Source organism: Ensifer canadensis (genome assembly GCF_017488845.2).
GTDB lineage: Bacteria > Pseudomonadota > Alphaproteobacteria > Rhizobiales > Rhizobiaceae > Ensifer > Ensifer canadensis.
In genome coordinates, this window is sequence record NZ_CP083370.1 from 3,464,576 (window position 1) to 3,478,658 (window position 14,083).

Below are 14,083 nucleotides of genomic sequence, written 5' to 3' on the forward strand. Positions count from 1 at the left end.
CCAAGGTGAGTGGCCGAAATCCGGTACGGCAAGCCCAGCTCCGGAAGGACGGGTCATGAAACGGCTGTGAGGGACCGAGCCTTCGAAGCCAAGCCGAGCCCATCGTGTCTGTTCATCAATGGAAGTTGCGGCCTTTCGGCATGACGTCGGCAATTTCGGTCGCGACGGCCTGATGATCGGCGCCGGCGGCACGGCGGGCAGCCGCAAGGCGCAGTTCCTTCAGCACCTTCTTATCGCGCGCGTCGGCCGTCGGTCGCAGCACCTCGTCGGCACGATCGTTGGCGCCGAAGCGGCGCTCCTCCTTGCGCAACAGCCCGAGCATCGGGGTCATATCCTCGATATACTCCGCCACCACGTGGATGACCTCGCTTTCACGCTGGAGCCGGCCGCGGATCTTGACGAGACGCGCACCCATGATCACCGGCCGGTATTTTTCAAAAACCTTCGGCCAGACGATGGCATTGGCGACGCCGGTCTCGTCCTCGATCGTCATGAAGATCACGCCCTTGGCCGAGCCTGGACGCTGGCGAACGAGCACCAGCCCGGCAACCGTCACTCTTCGGCCGACGGGTGCCGTGGCAAGCGCGCGGTTTTCGACCAGCCCCTGCCCCGAAAACTCCGCCCGGAGGAAAGAAACCGGATGCGCCTTCAGCGAGAAGGAGAGATAGCGGTAATCGTTGATGACCTGCTCGCCCTCCAGCATCACCGGCAGCGAAACTGCCGGCTCCAGCTGGAATTCGTCCTGCGTCGCCTGCTCGAAGAGCGGCAACCGCTCGGCAGCACTTTTCTCATCCAGCGCCTTTACCGCCCAAAGCGCGTTGCGGCGATCGAGCCCGATCGAACGGAACGCATCCGCATCGGCAAGCTTCTCCAGCACGGAGCGCGGCAATCCCGAGCGCAGCCAGAGATCGCGAACCGAGGTATAGCCCCGGCCGCGATGGGCGATAAGCTTGTCCACGATCTCCATCTCTCTCAGCCCCTTGACCTGGTTGAAGCCGAGGCGGATGGCCTTTTCCGTCTTGATCACACCCAGCATGTCCCGATGGCGCGGCTCCACCGCACCACGATCATGCCCGCCCCTCTCGAGGTCCGCATCCCAATTCGAATGGTTGATATCGACAGGCAGCACCCGCACGCCATGTTCGCGCGCGTCCCGCACCAATTGGGCGGGAGCGTAAAAGCCCATCGGCTGTGAGTTCAGAAGTGCTGCGCAGAAGACATCGGGATAATAGGTCTTCAGCCATGAAGAGACATAGACGAGCAGCGCGAAGGACGCAGCATGGCTTTCGGGAAAGCCGTATTCGCCAAAGCCTTCGATCTGCTTGAAGCAACGTACGGCGAAATCTCTGTCGTAGCCATTGTTGACCATGCCCTCGACCATCCTTTGCTCGAAGGTGTGGATGGTGCCGGTTCGCTTGAAGGTCGCCATTGCCCGCCTGAGCTGATCGGCCTGGCCCGGCGTGAAATTTGCCGCGGTAATAGCGATCTGCATCGCCTGTTCCTGGAACAAAGGCACACCAAGGGTCCGCTCCAGAACCACTTCCAGCTCCTTGCTCGGATATTCGATGGGTATGTTGCGATTGCGCTGCTCCCGCCGCTTCAGATAGGGATGCACCATGTTGCCCTGGATCGGTCCGGGCCGCACGATCGCCACCTCGATGACGAGATCATAGAAGACACGAGGCCTGAGCCGCGGCAGCATGCTCATCTGAGCCCGGCTCTCGATCTGGAAGACGCCGATCGTATCGGCCCGGCAGATCATGTCGTAGACGTCATCCTGCTCATCCTTGAACAGCGTGTGCAGGTCTTTCCTCACGCCGTAATGCCGCTCCATCAGCTTGAACGCCCGGGCGATGCAGGTCAGCATGCCGAGCGCCAGCACGTCGATCTTCAGGATCTTCAGCGTATCGAGGTCGTCCTTGTCCCACTCGATCATGTAGCGGTCGGGCATCGCCGTGTTCATGATCGGCACCACCTCGTCGAGCCGATCGCGGGTGATGACGAAACCGCCGACATGCTGAGAGAGATGGCGGGGAAAGCTCATCAGCGCGGTGGCATAGTCGAGCACTCGCACCGTCGTTGGATCCTTGACATCGAGACCGGCGGCCTTGGCCTCCCGTTCCGACAGGTCGGCGGCCGACCAACCCCAGACCGAACCGGCAAGCGCCGATTGCACGTCCTCGGAAAAGCCGAAGGCTTTGGCCGTTTCGCGACCGGCCGACCGCGCCCGGTAGCTGATGACGGCGGCCGTAAGCCCCGCATGCTCCTTGCCGTACGTCCTATAGATATGCTGGATCACCTCTTCCCGCTTCTCGTGCTCGAAATCGACATCGATATCCGGCGGCTCGTCACGCTCCGTCGACAGGAACCGGTCGAAAAGCAGCGTCGTCGAAAGCGGATCGACCTCGGTGATGGCAAGGCAGTAGCAGACCGTCGAATTTGCCGCCGAGCCGCGGCCCTGGCAGAGAATGTCGACGCTTCGCGCATATTCCATGATGTTGCGCACGGTGAGGAAGTAGGGCTCATAGCGCTTGCTGGCGATCAGCTCGAGCTCGTATTCGATCTGGGTCGAGACCTTCGCGGGAATGCCTTCGGGATAACGCACATGGGCGCCTTCCATCGTCAGCCGCCTGAGGGTCTGTGTCGTCGTCTCGCCTGCAAAACTCTCATCGGGATATTGGTATTCGAGTTCCGCCAAAGTGAAATTCAGCCGGCGGAAAAAATGCCCGGTATTGGCGATCGCCTCGGGGTAGTCGCGAAAGATGCGCGCCATTTCCGCCGGTGGTTTCAGATGGCGTTCGGCATTCGCCTGAAGCCGGAACCCCGCCTGCGCCACCGTCACATGCTCGCGTATGGCGGTGACGATATCGGCCAGCGGCCGGCGCGCCGGCGCGTGAAACAGCGGACTGTTGGTGGCGATCAGCCTCGTGCCCACGTTGCGGGCGATGGTCGCCAGCCCGGCAAAGACAAGCTGATCGAAACCGTCATAGCGCGGCACCAGCGCCAGATAGAGCCGGTCGGCAAAATGCGGCTTCAGCCGCTTGAGAAATTCCGCAAGGTTTTTAGCCTCCGACGCCCCGATCACCGGGTCGGGCAGGACGGCAATCAGGATATCCTCGCCCCATTCGACAAGGTCGGTCTCGTAGAGCGTACAGGTGCCTTTCTTCGCCCGCAGGTTTCCAGCACTCAGCATGCGGCAGAGATTGCCCCAGCCCCGACGGTTGCGCGGATAGGCGAGCACATCCGGGATGTCTTCGGCAAAGGAAAGCCGGGCGCCGGGCTGGAAGGAAAACGCCTCCACCTTGGCCTGCGCATGAGCGCGCACCACGCCCGCCACCGTATTGCGATCGGCAACGCCAAGGCCGGAAATACCAAGGCGGCTGGCGGCAACGATCATTTCGCCCGGATGGGAGGCTCCTTCGAGGAAGGAGAAATTCGACCAGGCGCCGATCTCGAAATAGGGCGTGCTCATGCGAAGACCCCATGCATGAACCAGCGCGGCTGTGCGGGCCCGCCATAATGCCCTTCTCGAAACAGCCAGAAGCGCCGGCCTTTTTCATCCTCCACCCGGAAATAATCCCGCTCGGCCGCCTTTTCGCCATCGACCCACCATTCGGCCGCGATCCGTTCAGGACCCTCGGCGCGCGCTATGCGATGAAGGCTCCGCCGCCAGCGAAAGCTTCTGGGCGGGCCCTCCGGCACCTCGGCCACCGCCTCCACCGGCTCCGGACTTTGGAACAGCCGCTGCGGTCGAACGGAAGCCATCCTAAGGCAGGCCGGAACAGTGGAAGCGGCTTCCTCGACCGTCTTCAGCATTTCCACATCCGCAAGCGGCTGAAAGGCGGCGGCACGCTCCGGCACGTGGCTCTGCGACAGGACGGGCAGAAACAGGCTTTCTGCGCCCAGCCGCGCCATGACCCTGTCGGCAAAGGCCGCAAGCGGCTGCTGCCGATCCGGCGTGCCGGAAAAATCCTCCTGCATCACCTCGTATTTTTCGCTTTTGGGAACCGACAGCCGCAGGATCTCGAAACCGAAACCGGCATCGAGATCCTCGTGCACCGCCTGCAGCCGCTCGCGGAAAAGGCCGGCAATGCGGCTCGGTTCAATCAGCGGCGAAGACGTTCCGGCAGCGATGCGAAAGACCCGGCCGTCGACGCGAAACAGCAGCAGTTCGAACAGCCGTCCGCCTTCGCCGCGCTTTTCCAGCTCCGGCTTCAGCCTTGCTGCCAGCTCCTGCGTCAGGCCGAGAATATCGTCCTCACCCTGGACCGGCTCGGAAAGCCGCCGCTCGGCCGAGAGGCTGGCAACGGGGAGCCGCGGCGAGAGCGGCTCGTCCTCCAGCCCCATGGCCTGATCGAGGCGCAGGAGCAGAATGGATCCGAAGCGGCGGGCAAGCGGCGCCCGCGGCGCCTCGATGATATCGCCGACCTGCTTGAGCCCGACCCGGCCGAGCGTTTCGATCATGTCGACTGGAAGCCTGAGGGCAGCCATCGGCAGTGGCGCAAGCACGCGTACGGCCTCCTCCGGAGCGATCACGCTTTGCGAGCCGAAGCGCGCCACCGCCCAGGAAAGCCCTGCCGAAGACGAGATCGCCGCACGCGCCTCGATGCCGAGATGAAAGAGCCGGGCGAGCAGGTCGTCGAGAAGCGATTTCTCGCCGCCGAGCAGATGGGCGCAGCCGGTAATGTCGAGATAAAGGCCGCTTTCGCCGTCGAGCGCCACCAGCGGCGTGTAGCGGCTGCACCAGTCCGCAAGCCCTTCCAGAAGGGCGCGATCCGCCGCCCGGTCGGCGGGCAGCACATCGACCTCGGGACACATGGCCCGCGCCTCGGCAACGCCCTGGCCCAACTGGAATCCTGATTTCTCGGCAAGGCCATCGAGCGCGACGAGGCGCATCGCATTCCTGACCCGGTCGGCAAAGACGACAGGCGGATGATCAGGACGCCCGCGGGAAAGCCAGGAGGTTCCCCAGCGGCTCCGCGCCACCCGGTCGGCCGGAAGATGCGGAAAGTCGAGCGACAGAATGCGCTGGTTGTGGGTCTGCCGCAGCAGCGGCTGGTAGGGGCTCGACGGGGTAAAAGCGGCGGTCATGGGGGTTCCACTCCAGGAAGAGGCCGACGGGAGCAGGAGACCTGCTTTTTTCGGCAATGACGTGAAAGACGGGATGGCCGATGCTGCCGCAAAGCATCGAACCGTCAGGGAGGGCGCGCTCGCGGGCGGGCGCCGGTTCGATATGAAGCCGGAAGAAGGCGCTGCTCGCCTCCTCGTGACCGGACTGACGCAGAAGAAGAAGAGGAATGCGTCCGGCGCGCGCGCGAACATGCAGGCGCCGGCTTTCGCTCAAGGCCAGCGATGCCGGATTGCCGCGAATTTCGAGAATGACGGCACAGAAGGCCGGGACGGAAAGCGCCGTCTCGGCGATCCACAGCGCGTCCTTCACCGTGCGCGGCAGGCTGAGGATCAGGCTTCGAATGTCGAGCCCGTAAGCCTTGAGACCAAGACCGTAGGGCAGGCCGGCCTCGGTCGAGGCCAGCGACTGGCTGACCCACAGAACCGGTGCCCCGGCATCGCCCTTTTGCTGGCGCGCCTGCTGACAAAGGGCGCTGAGCGCGGTTGCAAAACCGGCCGCAGCGCCGGCATCGCGCGTCTCGGAATTGCGGATCTCGGTCATACCCTCGAGCGGCAGGCCGCCCTCGAGGATATCGTCGAGTTCGGGAATGCCGAGCGGCAGGACCTTGCGGCCGGAGGACTGGTGACCTTCTTCCTTGCGCCGAAAGCCTGCGGGATCGGCCGCCTTGACCGCCTTCACGACGCCCGCAAGCCTGCGATTTTCGATCCTGGCTATGGTTTCGCGAAGCGAAAGAACGGTCTCCCGCTGCACGGCGTTCTCGGCCATGACGGTCAACTCCCATTTAAGATGTTCCTGTTATGTTCTTATAGATTCCAGAGCTGACCACATGAGTCAACAGCCAAGTTTAAGAATTTATTCCTCGCCCACCCCAGCCGGAATTCAACACTCGAAAAACAAAGGCAAAATCGCTATATGGAGGGCAACAAGGAGTGCCTATGGCCCGCATTGACCAGACCGATGATTGGCGGGAACGCCACGCACCGACGCTCACGACATTCGAACAACTCGCAGTGGAAGCCTACAGCCACCTGCCGCAGGAGTTCCGCCAACTGACGACCGACCTCATCATCGAGGTTGCCGATTTTCCAAGCGACGACGTCTTCGAGGACATGGCGCTGGAGACGCCGTTCGACCTGCTCGGCCTGTTCGAAGGCCGTGGCATCAGCGAACGTTTCACCATGGAGACAGGTGAGTTTCCGAACCGGATCATCCTTTATCGCCGCCCGATCATCGACTATTGGGCGGAAAACGAGGAAACGCTGGGCGACATCATCACCCATGTGCTGATCCACGAGATCGGCCACCATTTCGGCCTCTCCGACGACGATATGGAACGGATCGAGGCGAGCGTGGAGCACGTGGGCAACTAAGCCCCCATCCGCTCCGAGGCAGAGCCCCCGAAAAACAATCGGAAAACAAAAAAACGCTCCGGCCGGAAAGTCGAAGCGTTCCTGCTTTTTACTGTTCCGACAGCTTGATGTCGGGGTGGTAGTCCTTGCCTTCGACTTCCTTGAATACGGCCTGTCCGCATTGCATGTGCTGCGTATCCGCATTGAAGGCGTAGGTCGGTGAGCCGTGCAGGGACCAACCCTGGTTCAGTGCCGCCGTCACCTTATGGCAGAAGGACGCATCGTCGGGGCCGGTGAGGAAGCGGTAAAGTTTCAAAATCTTGCCTTTCGTTTTTCAATCATCTCCGCCTTGGCGGCGAGCTTCAGGGCCTGATCGAGATGCAGCCGCTCGATCATTCGGCCATGAAGATTGATGACACCTTTTTCCGCGTTCTCCGGCAGCGCGAAGGCGGCGATGATGGCGCGCGCCTCGTCGACGGCCGCCTGCTCGACGCCGAAGCGTTCGTTGGCCGGGCCGATCTGCAGCGGGTGGATCAGCATCTTGCCGTCATAGCCCATGTCGCGCCCCTGCCGGCACTCCTCGTCGAAACCGTCGGCGTCACGGAAATCGTTGAACACCGCATCGATGACGTCGAGACCGCTCCCGCGTGCGGCCAAAAGGATCTGCATCAGCCAGGGGATGAGGTACGGACGGCCGGGCCGGTCGGGAACACCGGTTTCCTTGCGCAGGTCGTTGAGGCCGACGACGAAACAATCGAGCCTGCCGCCGAAGGTGCGGCCGGTCTCGGCGATAACAGGCGCATTGACGACACCGCGCGGCGTTTCGATCATCGCCCAGAGACGCAACGCCTCCGGCGCATCGTTATCGGCCAGCCAGTCGGCGACGATCTGGATATCGGCCGGACTTTCGACCTTGGGCAGCAGGATTGCGTCAGGCTTTGCCGAAACGGCCGCCGCCAGATCCTGCTGGCCGAAGCCCGATCCGAGCGCATTGATGCGGATGATGACCTCACAATCCGGCCTGTTTTCGACGAGGTGGCGAACGAGGCCGTCCCGCGCCTCGGCCTTGCGCTCCGGCGCCACCGCATCCTCAAGGTCGAAGATCGCGGCATCGGCCGCAAGTTCCGCAACCTTGGCCAGTGCGCGGGCATTGTCGGCCGGCACTGAAAGCACCGAACGGCGCAGGCGAACGGGGTGATGTTCGATCGATTTTGTCATGCGGCCAGTTGTGCCCGCCTTTCCTTTTTTCCGCAAGACGAGGCGAACGGCCGCACCCCTCTTGCAAGCGGCGGCGGCAACACCCACATCCCGAGCAGAAAGGTGACGATCATGCAAAGCATACGTTCTGTTCTTTTTACGGCTCTCGCCATCACCATTACGCTGGCAGCCTTCGTCTTCACCGCATCGCTTGCGCTTGCGCTCGCCGGCATCGCCGCCGTTGTCGCGATCGGCAGCGCCATTGCCGCCCGGCTGAACCTGAAGCAGGCTCGAGCAACGGCCCGCCCGACCTCCGGCGCCGCCCCGCGCGAAATGCGCATCTGGAACGACGGTCGCGGCACGATCATCGATCTCTAGGCATCGATCTCCAGAGCGTTTCCGGTTTAGACGACGTCGCGGAAGCGCTCTATCTCCTTGTTTCTACGCACTTCCTGACGGGAACCGCTTCGCATTTTTCCCGAAATGCTTGAGTCTGCCCGACGCGGCAGCCCAATCTCGCTCGATTTTTTTGCGACACCCGTGTCGGCAAGACCCGCTTGCGTTCGTCCTTGGGTCCGGCCAGCAAAGGTCATGGCCACTGCATCATTCCCTCAACAGGAGCATGACATGGACAGCACGACGCAGAAAACAGACGCAAACCAGCTGCCGAAGGCCCTCAACGGCCTGGTGCCTTATCTCCAGGTCGACGGCGCGGCCAAGGCGGCGGAATTCTACAAGCACGCCTTCGGCGCAAAGGAAGCCTATCGGCAACCGGTCGACGACCAGGGCCGGACGATGCATATCCATCTCCACATCAACGGCAGCTCGCTGATGCTCAGTGACGCCTATCCGGAATACGGCCATGCCCTGGAAAAGCCGCAGGCCTTCAGCCTGATGCTGCCGGTCGACGACATCGACGCGTGGTGGAGCCAGGCGGTCGCCGCCGGCGCCGAAGTCGTGATGCCGATCGAATTGATGTTCTGGGGCGATCGCTACGGGCAGCTGCGCGACCCCTTCGGCGTGCTCTGGGCGCTGAACGCCCCAGTAAAAGCAGGCTAGAGTCAAGACAGGCTGAGACCGAAGCCAGACACCGGCCGATTTCGGCAAAACCCTCGGGCAAGGCGCCCAACGGATAAAACAACCGCGACAACACTTGCCGGGCAGGCGATTTCACCCGCCCGGCAAGCATCTTCGGGATAGATTTTCCTTCATTTCGGCGCAAAACTGATCTAAACGCTTACGCAACATTTCGCTGAAATCGAAGGCCTGAAGTTATGGAAAAGTTCGTCAAGCTCACCGGCGTCGCCGCTCCCCTCCCCGTCGTCAACGTCGACACGGACATGATCATTCCGAAGGATTACCTGAAGACGATCAAGCGCACCGGCCTCGGCACCGGACTTTTCGCCGAAGCGCGCTACAACGAGGACGGCTCGGTCAACCCGGATTTCGTGCTCAACAAGCCCGCCTACCAGAACGCCAAGATCCTGGTCGCCGGCGACAACTTCGGCTGCGGCTCCTCGCGCGAGCACGCACCGTGGGCGCTTCTCGACTTCGGCATCCGCTGCGTGATCTCGACCTCGTTCGCCGACATCTTCTACAACAACTGTTTCAAGAACGGCATCCTGCCGATCGTCGTCAGCCCGGAGAACCTGGACAAGCTGATGGACGACGCCTCGCGCGGCTCCAACGCCATCCTCTCGGTCGACCTGGAATCCCAGGAAATTACTGGTCCGGACGGCGGCACGGTCAAGTTCGAGGTCGATGCCTTCAAGCGCCACTGCCTGCTGAACGGCCTCGACGACATCGGCCTGACGCTGGAGAAGGCAACGGCCATCGACAGCTTCGAAAAGTCGACCACCGCCTCGCGCCCCTGGGCGTGAGCGACGGGATGACGCGCAAGCTCATCTCTTCCGGTTCGCCCTTCGAGAAGACGGCAGGCTATTCGCGTGCCGTCGCCAAGGGCGACTGGTGTTTCGTCTCCGGCACCACCGGCTACGACTACGCCACCATGACCATGCCGGAAACGGTGGAAGAGCAGGCGCACAATTGCCTGAAGACGATCGAGGGCGCGCTGAAAGAGGCGGGCTTCTCGCTCTTAGACGTGGTGCGCAATCACTACTACGTCACCGATGCCAGTTTCGCCGACCGGGTTTTTCCGATCTTCGGCGAGATGTTCGGCGAAATCCGCCCTGCCGCCACCATGATCGTCTGCGATCTCATCCGCCCGGAAATGCTGATCGAGATCGAGGTTACCGCCTTCCGCGGCTGACGTCTGACGGGTCGCAGCCAGCGGCAGTGACACCTGCACCGCTTATGCGCTACTGCAGAAGCATGACGACGGCCCTCGCCCGCAGGACCGTTTTCCGCATCACTATGACCGGAAGAAGCCCATGCAATTCGAAGGCACCGCCGACTATATCGCCGACAAGGACCTGATGATCGCCGTCAACGCCGCGATCCGGCTGGAACGGCCACTGCTCGTCAAGGGCGAGCCCGGCACCGGCAAGACCGAGCTTGCGCGGCAGGTTGCAGCTGCTCTGGGACTCGACCTGATCGAATGGAACGTCAAGTCGACGACCAAGGCGCAGCAGGGACTTTACGAATATGACGCCGTCTCGCGCCTGCGCGACAGCCAGCTCGGCGACGAGCGCGTCAACGACGTCAAGAACTACATCCGCAAGGGCAAGCTTTGGCAGGCCTTCGAGGCCGGGAAGCGTGTGGTGCTCTTGATCGACGAAATCGACAAGGCCGACATCGAGTTTCCGAACGACCTGCTGCAGGAACTCGACCGGATGGAGTTCCACGTCTACGAGACCAACGAGACGATCCACGCCCGCCAGCGGCCGATCGTCGTCATCACCTCCAACAACGAGAAGGAACTGCCGGACGCTTTTCTGCGCCGCTGCTTCTTCCACTATATCCGCTTTCCCGACGCAGACACGCTCGCCCGCATCGTCGAGGTGCACTATCCCGGCATCCGCAAGACGCTGCTTTCGGCAGCCCTTGCCGCCTTCTACGATATCCGCCAGGTGCCGGGGCTGAAGAAGAAGCCCTCGACCTCCGAAGCGCTCGACTGGATCCGCCTGCTCGTCGCCGACGAGATCGACCCGGCCGACCTGCGCGCCGATCCAAAGACCATGCTGCCGAAGCTGCACGGCGCGCTTCTCAAGAATGAGCAGGACGTCCACCTTTTCGAGCGCCTGGCCTTCATGGCACGCCGCGACGGATGAGACCGGACGCCAACAAGGTCCTGATCTACGCCACCTGGCGAGGGCATCTGCTCGTCTTCGACGAGCCGGACTTTCCCGATGTAGATCTGCAGGTCCCGGGCGGCACGATAGAACCGGGAGAAAGCCCTGAAGCGGCGGCCTTCCGCGAATTTGTCGAGGAGACCGGGCTGACGCCGCCGCCGGCATTATTGCCATTTAAAACGCAGGACTATCACTTCACGCAGAACGGCCGGAAAATCTGCCATCGCCGGCACTATTTCCATGGGCCGTTAGCCGGCGAACAAAAGGAACCCTGGCTGCACCGCGAAATGACGCCGGAGAGCGGTGGCCCGCCGATCCGCTTTCGCTTCTTCTGGCTCAGTCAGAGCGAGGCCGGCAAGCGGCTGGGATATGGCATGCAGAACGGTCTGGACTTGCTGCACCTAGCAACAGATTGCCCCTCACCCTAACCCTCTCCCCGCAAGCGGGGCGGGGGAACGCGGCGACCGCAACCTCATCACCTGCTGTAAGCCTGAAAGGGAGCCGAACGGCCGCGGCAATGTCCCTTCTCCCCGCCTGCGGGGAGAAGGTGGCGGCAGCCGGATGAGGGGCCAACCCACACGAATCGTTTTTCATTGACCCCCGCGGCCTTGCCGCGCTATCAAACAATCCGTGGTGATTTGGCCGGCCGGCTTGCAGCCACGTTAAACAAATCGCTAAAGGGCCGAGGAAACGTGGATTTTCCGAGGACCGGTCGCGATCAATCGCCGCCGGTTTTTTTGTATTGATCGAGTGGAAGCCCCATGCCCATCAAGATACCCGATACGCTGCCCGCATTCGAGACCCTCGCGACCGAGGGCGTGCGGGTGATGACCGAGACCGTGGCGATCCGTCAGGATATCCGCCCGCTCCAGATCGGGCTGCTGAACCTCATGCCGAACAAGGTCAAGACCGAGATCCAGATGGCGCGCCTCATCGGCGCCTCGCCGCTGCAGGTCGAGCTGTCGCTGATCCGCATCGGCGCGCACCGCGCGAAGAACACCTCCGAGGAACACCTGCTTGCCTTCTACGAGACCTGGGAGGAGGTGAAGGCCCGCAAGTTCGACGGCTTCATCATCACCGGCGCCCCGGTCGAAACGCTGGAATACGAGGACGTCACCTATTGGGACGAACTCAAGCGCATCCTCGACTGGACGACGACCAACGTGCATTCGACGCTGAACGTCTGCTGGGGCGCGATGGCGGCGATCTATCATTTCCATGGCGTGCCGAAATATCCGCTGAAGGAGAAGGCTTTCGGCGTCTACCGCCACCAGAACCTGCAGCCCTCCTCCGTCTATCTCAACGGCTTTTCCGACGATTTCGCCGTGCCGGTGTCGCGCTGGACCGAAGTGCGCCGCGCCGACATCGATGCGGTGCCCGACCTTGAGATCCTGATGGAATCGAAGGAGATGGGTGTGTGCCTCGTGCACGAGAAGAAGGGCAAGCGCCTCTACATGTTCAATCACGTAGAGTATGATTCCACTTCGCTATCGGACGAATATTTCCGGGATGTGGATGCGGGCGTACCGATCAAGATGCCGCATGACTACTTCCCGCACAATGATTCAACCCTGCCGCCGCAGAACCGCTGGCGCAGCCATGCGCATCTTTTCTTCGGCAACTGGATCAACGAGATGTACCAGACGACGCCCTACGAAATGGACCTGATCGGCAGGAACGAAAGCTAGGGCCGGAGCCGCGGATGTTCATCCCCTTCTTCCTCGAATTGAAGGCCGCGAAGATCCCGGTGACGCTCCGGGAATTCCTGTCCTTGATCGAGGGCATGGAGGCGGGCATTGCCACCTTCGATATCGAGGCGTTCTATTTTCTCGCACGCACGGCATTGGTGAAGGATGAGCGCCATATCGACCGCTTCGACGGCGTATTCCGGCATTGTTTTTCCGGCCTTGAGGCCATCAATCCGCCAGACGAGTTCGCGCAGGGTGAAATCCCCGAAGAGTGGTTGCGCAAGCTTGCCGAAAAATATCTGACCGAGGAAGAGAAGCGCCTGGTCGAAAGCCTTGGCGGCTTCGAGACCCTGATGGAGACCTTGCGCCAGCGGCTCAGCGAACAGGAAGGGCGCCACCAGGGCGGCGCCAAATGGATCGGCACCGCCGGCACCTCACCCTTCGGCGCCTATGGCTACAATCCCGAAGGTGTGCGCATCGGCCAGGACGGCTCGCGGCACCGGCGCGCGGTCAAGGTGTGGGACCGGCGCGAATTCAGGGATTACGACGACACGGTCGAACTCGGCACGCGCAACATCAAGGTGGCGCTCAAACGGCTCAGGCGCTGGGTGCGCCAGGGTGCTGCCGACGAACTCGACCTCTCCGGCACGATCCGCGCCACCGCCGAGCACGGCTATCTCGATGTCGTCACCCGGCCGGAACGGCGCAATGCTATCAAGCTCTTGATGTTCTTCGACGTCGGCGGTTCGATGGACGACCATATCCGCATCGTTGAGGAGCTGTTTTCGGCGGCACGCGGCGAATTCCGCCACATGGAGCACTTCTACTTCCACAATTGCGTCTACGAAGGCCTGTGGAAGGACAATCGCCGCCGGCGCGCCGACATCACCCGCACGGCGGAGCTGCTGCGCACCTTCGGCAGCGACTACCGCGCGATCTTCGTCGGCGACGCATCGATGAGCCCCTATGAGATCAGCCACCCCGGCGGTTCGGTCGAGCATTGGAACGACGAGGCCGGCGGGCTCTGGCTCTCGCGTATCGCCGCCCATTTTCCCCGGTCTATCTGGCTCAATCCGGTTGCCGAGCAGCATTGGGGCTACACTCAGTCGATCGGCATGATCAGGAGCCTCGTAGGCGGACGGATGTTTCCCTTGACGCTTGCCGGACTGCAGGACGCGACGAAACAACTATCACGCTGAATCTACCGCAGAAAATCTCGATTTCCGGTTGCCGATCCACCTGAAATGACGCAGGTTGCTTGTCGTGAGGACTGCATGTTTCCGTAAATCGTAGAGCATCCCGCTTTCAAGTGGAATCACTGAAAGCGGATAAGATGCTCTAGAATCAAAGTGCTAGAGCGTCCTTTGTGTGTTCATCTGAACGCACGGCGCTCTAGCCGATTTAAGGATACAACATGCAGCAGTTCTAGAGTGTACAGCGACCTTTGCGCGTCTGCTAAGACGCGCG

Annotated in this window: 14 protein-coding genes and 1 riboswitch; of the genes, 9 read left to right on the forward strand and 5 right to left on the reverse strand. The window is 62.0% G+C overall.

Translation table 11 applies throughout. The features are described from left to right. Positions 1-115: 115 nt before the first annotated feature. Genes J3R84_RS16860 through J3R84_RS16870 form a run of 3 tightly spaced genes read right to left on the reverse strand, consistent with a single transcriptional unit; the run spans position 116 to position 5,896 of the window. Complete coding sequence (locus J3R84_RS16860; protein WP_038575756.1) at positions 116-3,472, reverse strand: error-prone DNA polymerase; 3,357 nt, start codon at positions 3,470-3,472, stop codon at positions 116-118. Next, the gene (locus J3R84_RS16865; RefSeq protein WP_239637582.1) at positions 3,469-4,986 is read right to left on the reverse strand and encodes a Y-family DNA polymerase; all 1,518 of its coding nucleotides are present in this window, start codon (positions 4,984-4,986) and stop codon (positions 3,469-3,471) included. Before J3R84_RS16865 ends, J3R84_RS16860 begins: the two co-directional genes overlap by 4 nt. After that, complete coding sequence (locus J3R84_RS16870; RefSeq protein WP_025425136.1) at positions 4,937-5,896, reverse strand: ImuA family protein; 960 nt, start codon at positions 5,894-5,896, stop codon at positions 4,937-4,939. The genes J3R84_RS16865 and J3R84_RS16870 overlap by 50 nt, the downstream gene beginning before the upstream one ends. Positions 5,897-6,066: 170 nt before the next feature. On the opposite strand from J3R84_RS16870, the gene J3R84_RS16875 reads away from it, so the two are divergent. Then, a complete protein-coding gene (locus J3R84_RS16875; protein WP_025425137.1) occupies positions 6,067-6,501 on the forward strand; it encodes a metallopeptidase family protein in 435 nt (144 codons plus the stop codon). A gap of 88 nt (positions 6,502-6,589) precedes the next feature. On the opposite strand, the gene J3R84_RS16880 is transcribed toward J3R84_RS16875, so the two are convergent. Both J3R84_RS16880 and J3R84_RS16885 read right to left on the reverse strand, forming a co-directional pair. Next, on the reverse strand, positions 6,590-6,796 hold the full coding sequence (locus J3R84_RS16880; RefSeq protein ID WP_025425138.1) for a DUF1737 domain-containing protein: 207 nt from the start codon (positions 6,794-6,796) through the stop codon (positions 6,590-6,592). Beyond that, positions 6,793-7,698 carry an HpcH/HpaI aldolase/citrate lyase family protein gene (locus J3R84_RS16885; protein ID WP_025425139.1) on the reverse strand — a complete coding sequence of 302 codons (906 nt, stop codon included), beginning with the start codon at positions 7,696-7,698 and terminating at the stop codon, positions 6,793-6,795. Before J3R84_RS16885 ends, J3R84_RS16880 begins: the two co-directional genes overlap by 4 nt. Before the next feature lie 111 nt (positions 7,699-7,809). Here J3R84_RS16885 and J3R84_RS16890 point away from each other — a divergent pair, with 111 nt between their 5' ends. The 8 genes from J3R84_RS16890 (at position 7,810) to J3R84_RS16925 (ending at position 13,815) form a co-directional block, all read left to right on the forward strand. Continuing rightward, on the forward strand, positions 7,810-8,055 hold the full coding sequence (locus J3R84_RS16890) for a hypothetical protein (RefSeq protein ID WP_025425140.1): 246 nt from the start codon (positions 7,810-7,812) through the stop codon (positions 8,053-8,055). 249 nt (positions 8,056-8,304) lie between these two features. Further along, complete coding sequence (locus J3R84_RS16895; RefSeq protein ID WP_025425141.1) at positions 8,305-8,736, forward strand: VOC family protein; 432 nt, start codon at positions 8,305-8,307, stop codon at positions 8,734-8,736. A gap of 215 nt (positions 8,737-8,951) precedes the next feature. Beyond that, the gene (gene leuD / locus J3R84_RS16900; RefSeq protein ID WP_025425142.1) at positions 8,952-9,557 is read left to right on the forward strand and encodes a 3-isopropylmalate dehydratase small subunit; all 606 of its coding nucleotides are present in this window, start codon (positions 8,952-8,954) and stop codon (positions 9,555-9,557) included. Positions 9,558-9,565: 8 nt separating this feature from the next. Beyond that, a complete protein-coding gene (locus J3R84_RS16905) occupies positions 9,566-9,946 on the forward strand; it encodes a RidA family protein (protein WP_025425143.1) in 381 nt (126 codons plus the stop codon). Between the two features lie 121 nt (positions 9,947-10,067). Next, entirely contained in the window at positions 10,068-10,907 is an 840-nt protein-coding gene (locus J3R84_RS16910) for an AAA family ATPase (RefSeq protein WP_025425144.1), read from the forward strand. Beyond that, positions 10,904-11,356 carry an NUDIX hydrolase gene (locus tag J3R84_RS16915; protein WP_025425145.1) on the forward strand — a complete coding sequence of 151 codons (453 nt, stop codon included), beginning with the start codon at positions 10,904-10,906 and terminating at the stop codon, positions 11,354-11,356. Before J3R84_RS16910 ends, J3R84_RS16915 begins: the two co-directional genes overlap by 4 nt. Positions 11,357-11,548: 192 nt before the next feature. Beyond that, positions 11,549-11,626, forward strand: a riboswitch (SAM riboswitch). A gap of 63 nt (positions 11,627-11,689) precedes the next feature. Further along, positions 11,690-12,616, forward strand: coding sequence for a homoserine O-acetyltransferase MetA (gene metA, locus J3R84_RS16920; protein WP_025425146.1), 927 nt, complete (start codon positions 11,690-11,692; stop codon positions 12,614-12,616). Positions 12,617-12,630: 14 nt separating this feature from the next. After that, positions 12,631-13,815, forward strand: a complete 1,185-nt coding sequence (locus J3R84_RS16925; protein ID WP_025425147.1) for a vWA domain-containing protein — start codon at positions 12,631-12,633, stop codon at positions 13,813-13,815. Positions 13,816-14,083: the final 268 nt, after the last annotated feature.

Coding starts and splice junctions, on each gene's coding strand:
- J3R84_RS16910 (WP_025425144.1), top strand. CDS start 10,068: ATGCAATTCGAAGGCACCGCCGACTATATCGCCGACAAGGACCTGATG.
- leuD (WP_025425142.1), top strand. CDS start 8,952: ATGGAAAAGTTCGTCAAGCTCACCGGCGTCGCCGCTCCCCTCCCCGTC.
- J3R84_RS16885 (WP_025425139.1), bottom strand. CDS start 7,698: ATGACAAAATCGATCGAACATCACCCCGTTCGCCTGCGCCGTTCGGTG.
- metA (WP_025425146.1), top strand. CDS start 11,690: ATGCCCATCAAGATACCCGATACGCTGCCCGCATTCGAGACCCTCGCG.
- J3R84_RS16890 (WP_025425140.1), top strand. CDS start 7,810: ATGCAAAGCATACGTTCTGTTCTTTTTACGGCTCTCGCCATCACCATT.
- J3R84_RS16860 (WP_038575756.1), bottom strand. CDS start 3,472: ATGAGCACGCCCTATTTCGAGATCGGCGCCTGGTCGAATTTCTCCTTC.
- J3R84_RS16905 (WP_025425143.1), top strand. CDS start 9,566: ATGACGCGCAAGCTCATCTCTTCCGGTTCGCCCTTCGAGAAGACGGCA.
- J3R84_RS16895 (WP_025425141.1), top strand. CDS start 8,305: ATGGACAGCACGACGCAGAAAACAGACGCAAACCAGCTGCCGAAGGCC.
- J3R84_RS16875 (WP_025425137.1), top strand. CDS start 6,067: ATGGCCCGCATTGACCAGACCGATGATTGGCGGGAACGCCACGCACCG.
- J3R84_RS16915 (WP_025425145.1), top strand. CDS start 10,904: ATGAGACCGGACGCCAACAAGGTCCTGATCTACGCCACCTGGCGAGGG.
- J3R84_RS16870 (WP_025425136.1), bottom strand. CDS start 5,896: ATGGCCGAGAACGCCGTGCAGCGGGAGACCGTTCTTTCGCTTCGCGAA.
- J3R84_RS16925 (WP_025425147.1), top strand. CDS start 12,631: ATGTTCATCCCCTTCTTCCTCGAATTGAAGGCCGCGAAGATCCCGGTG.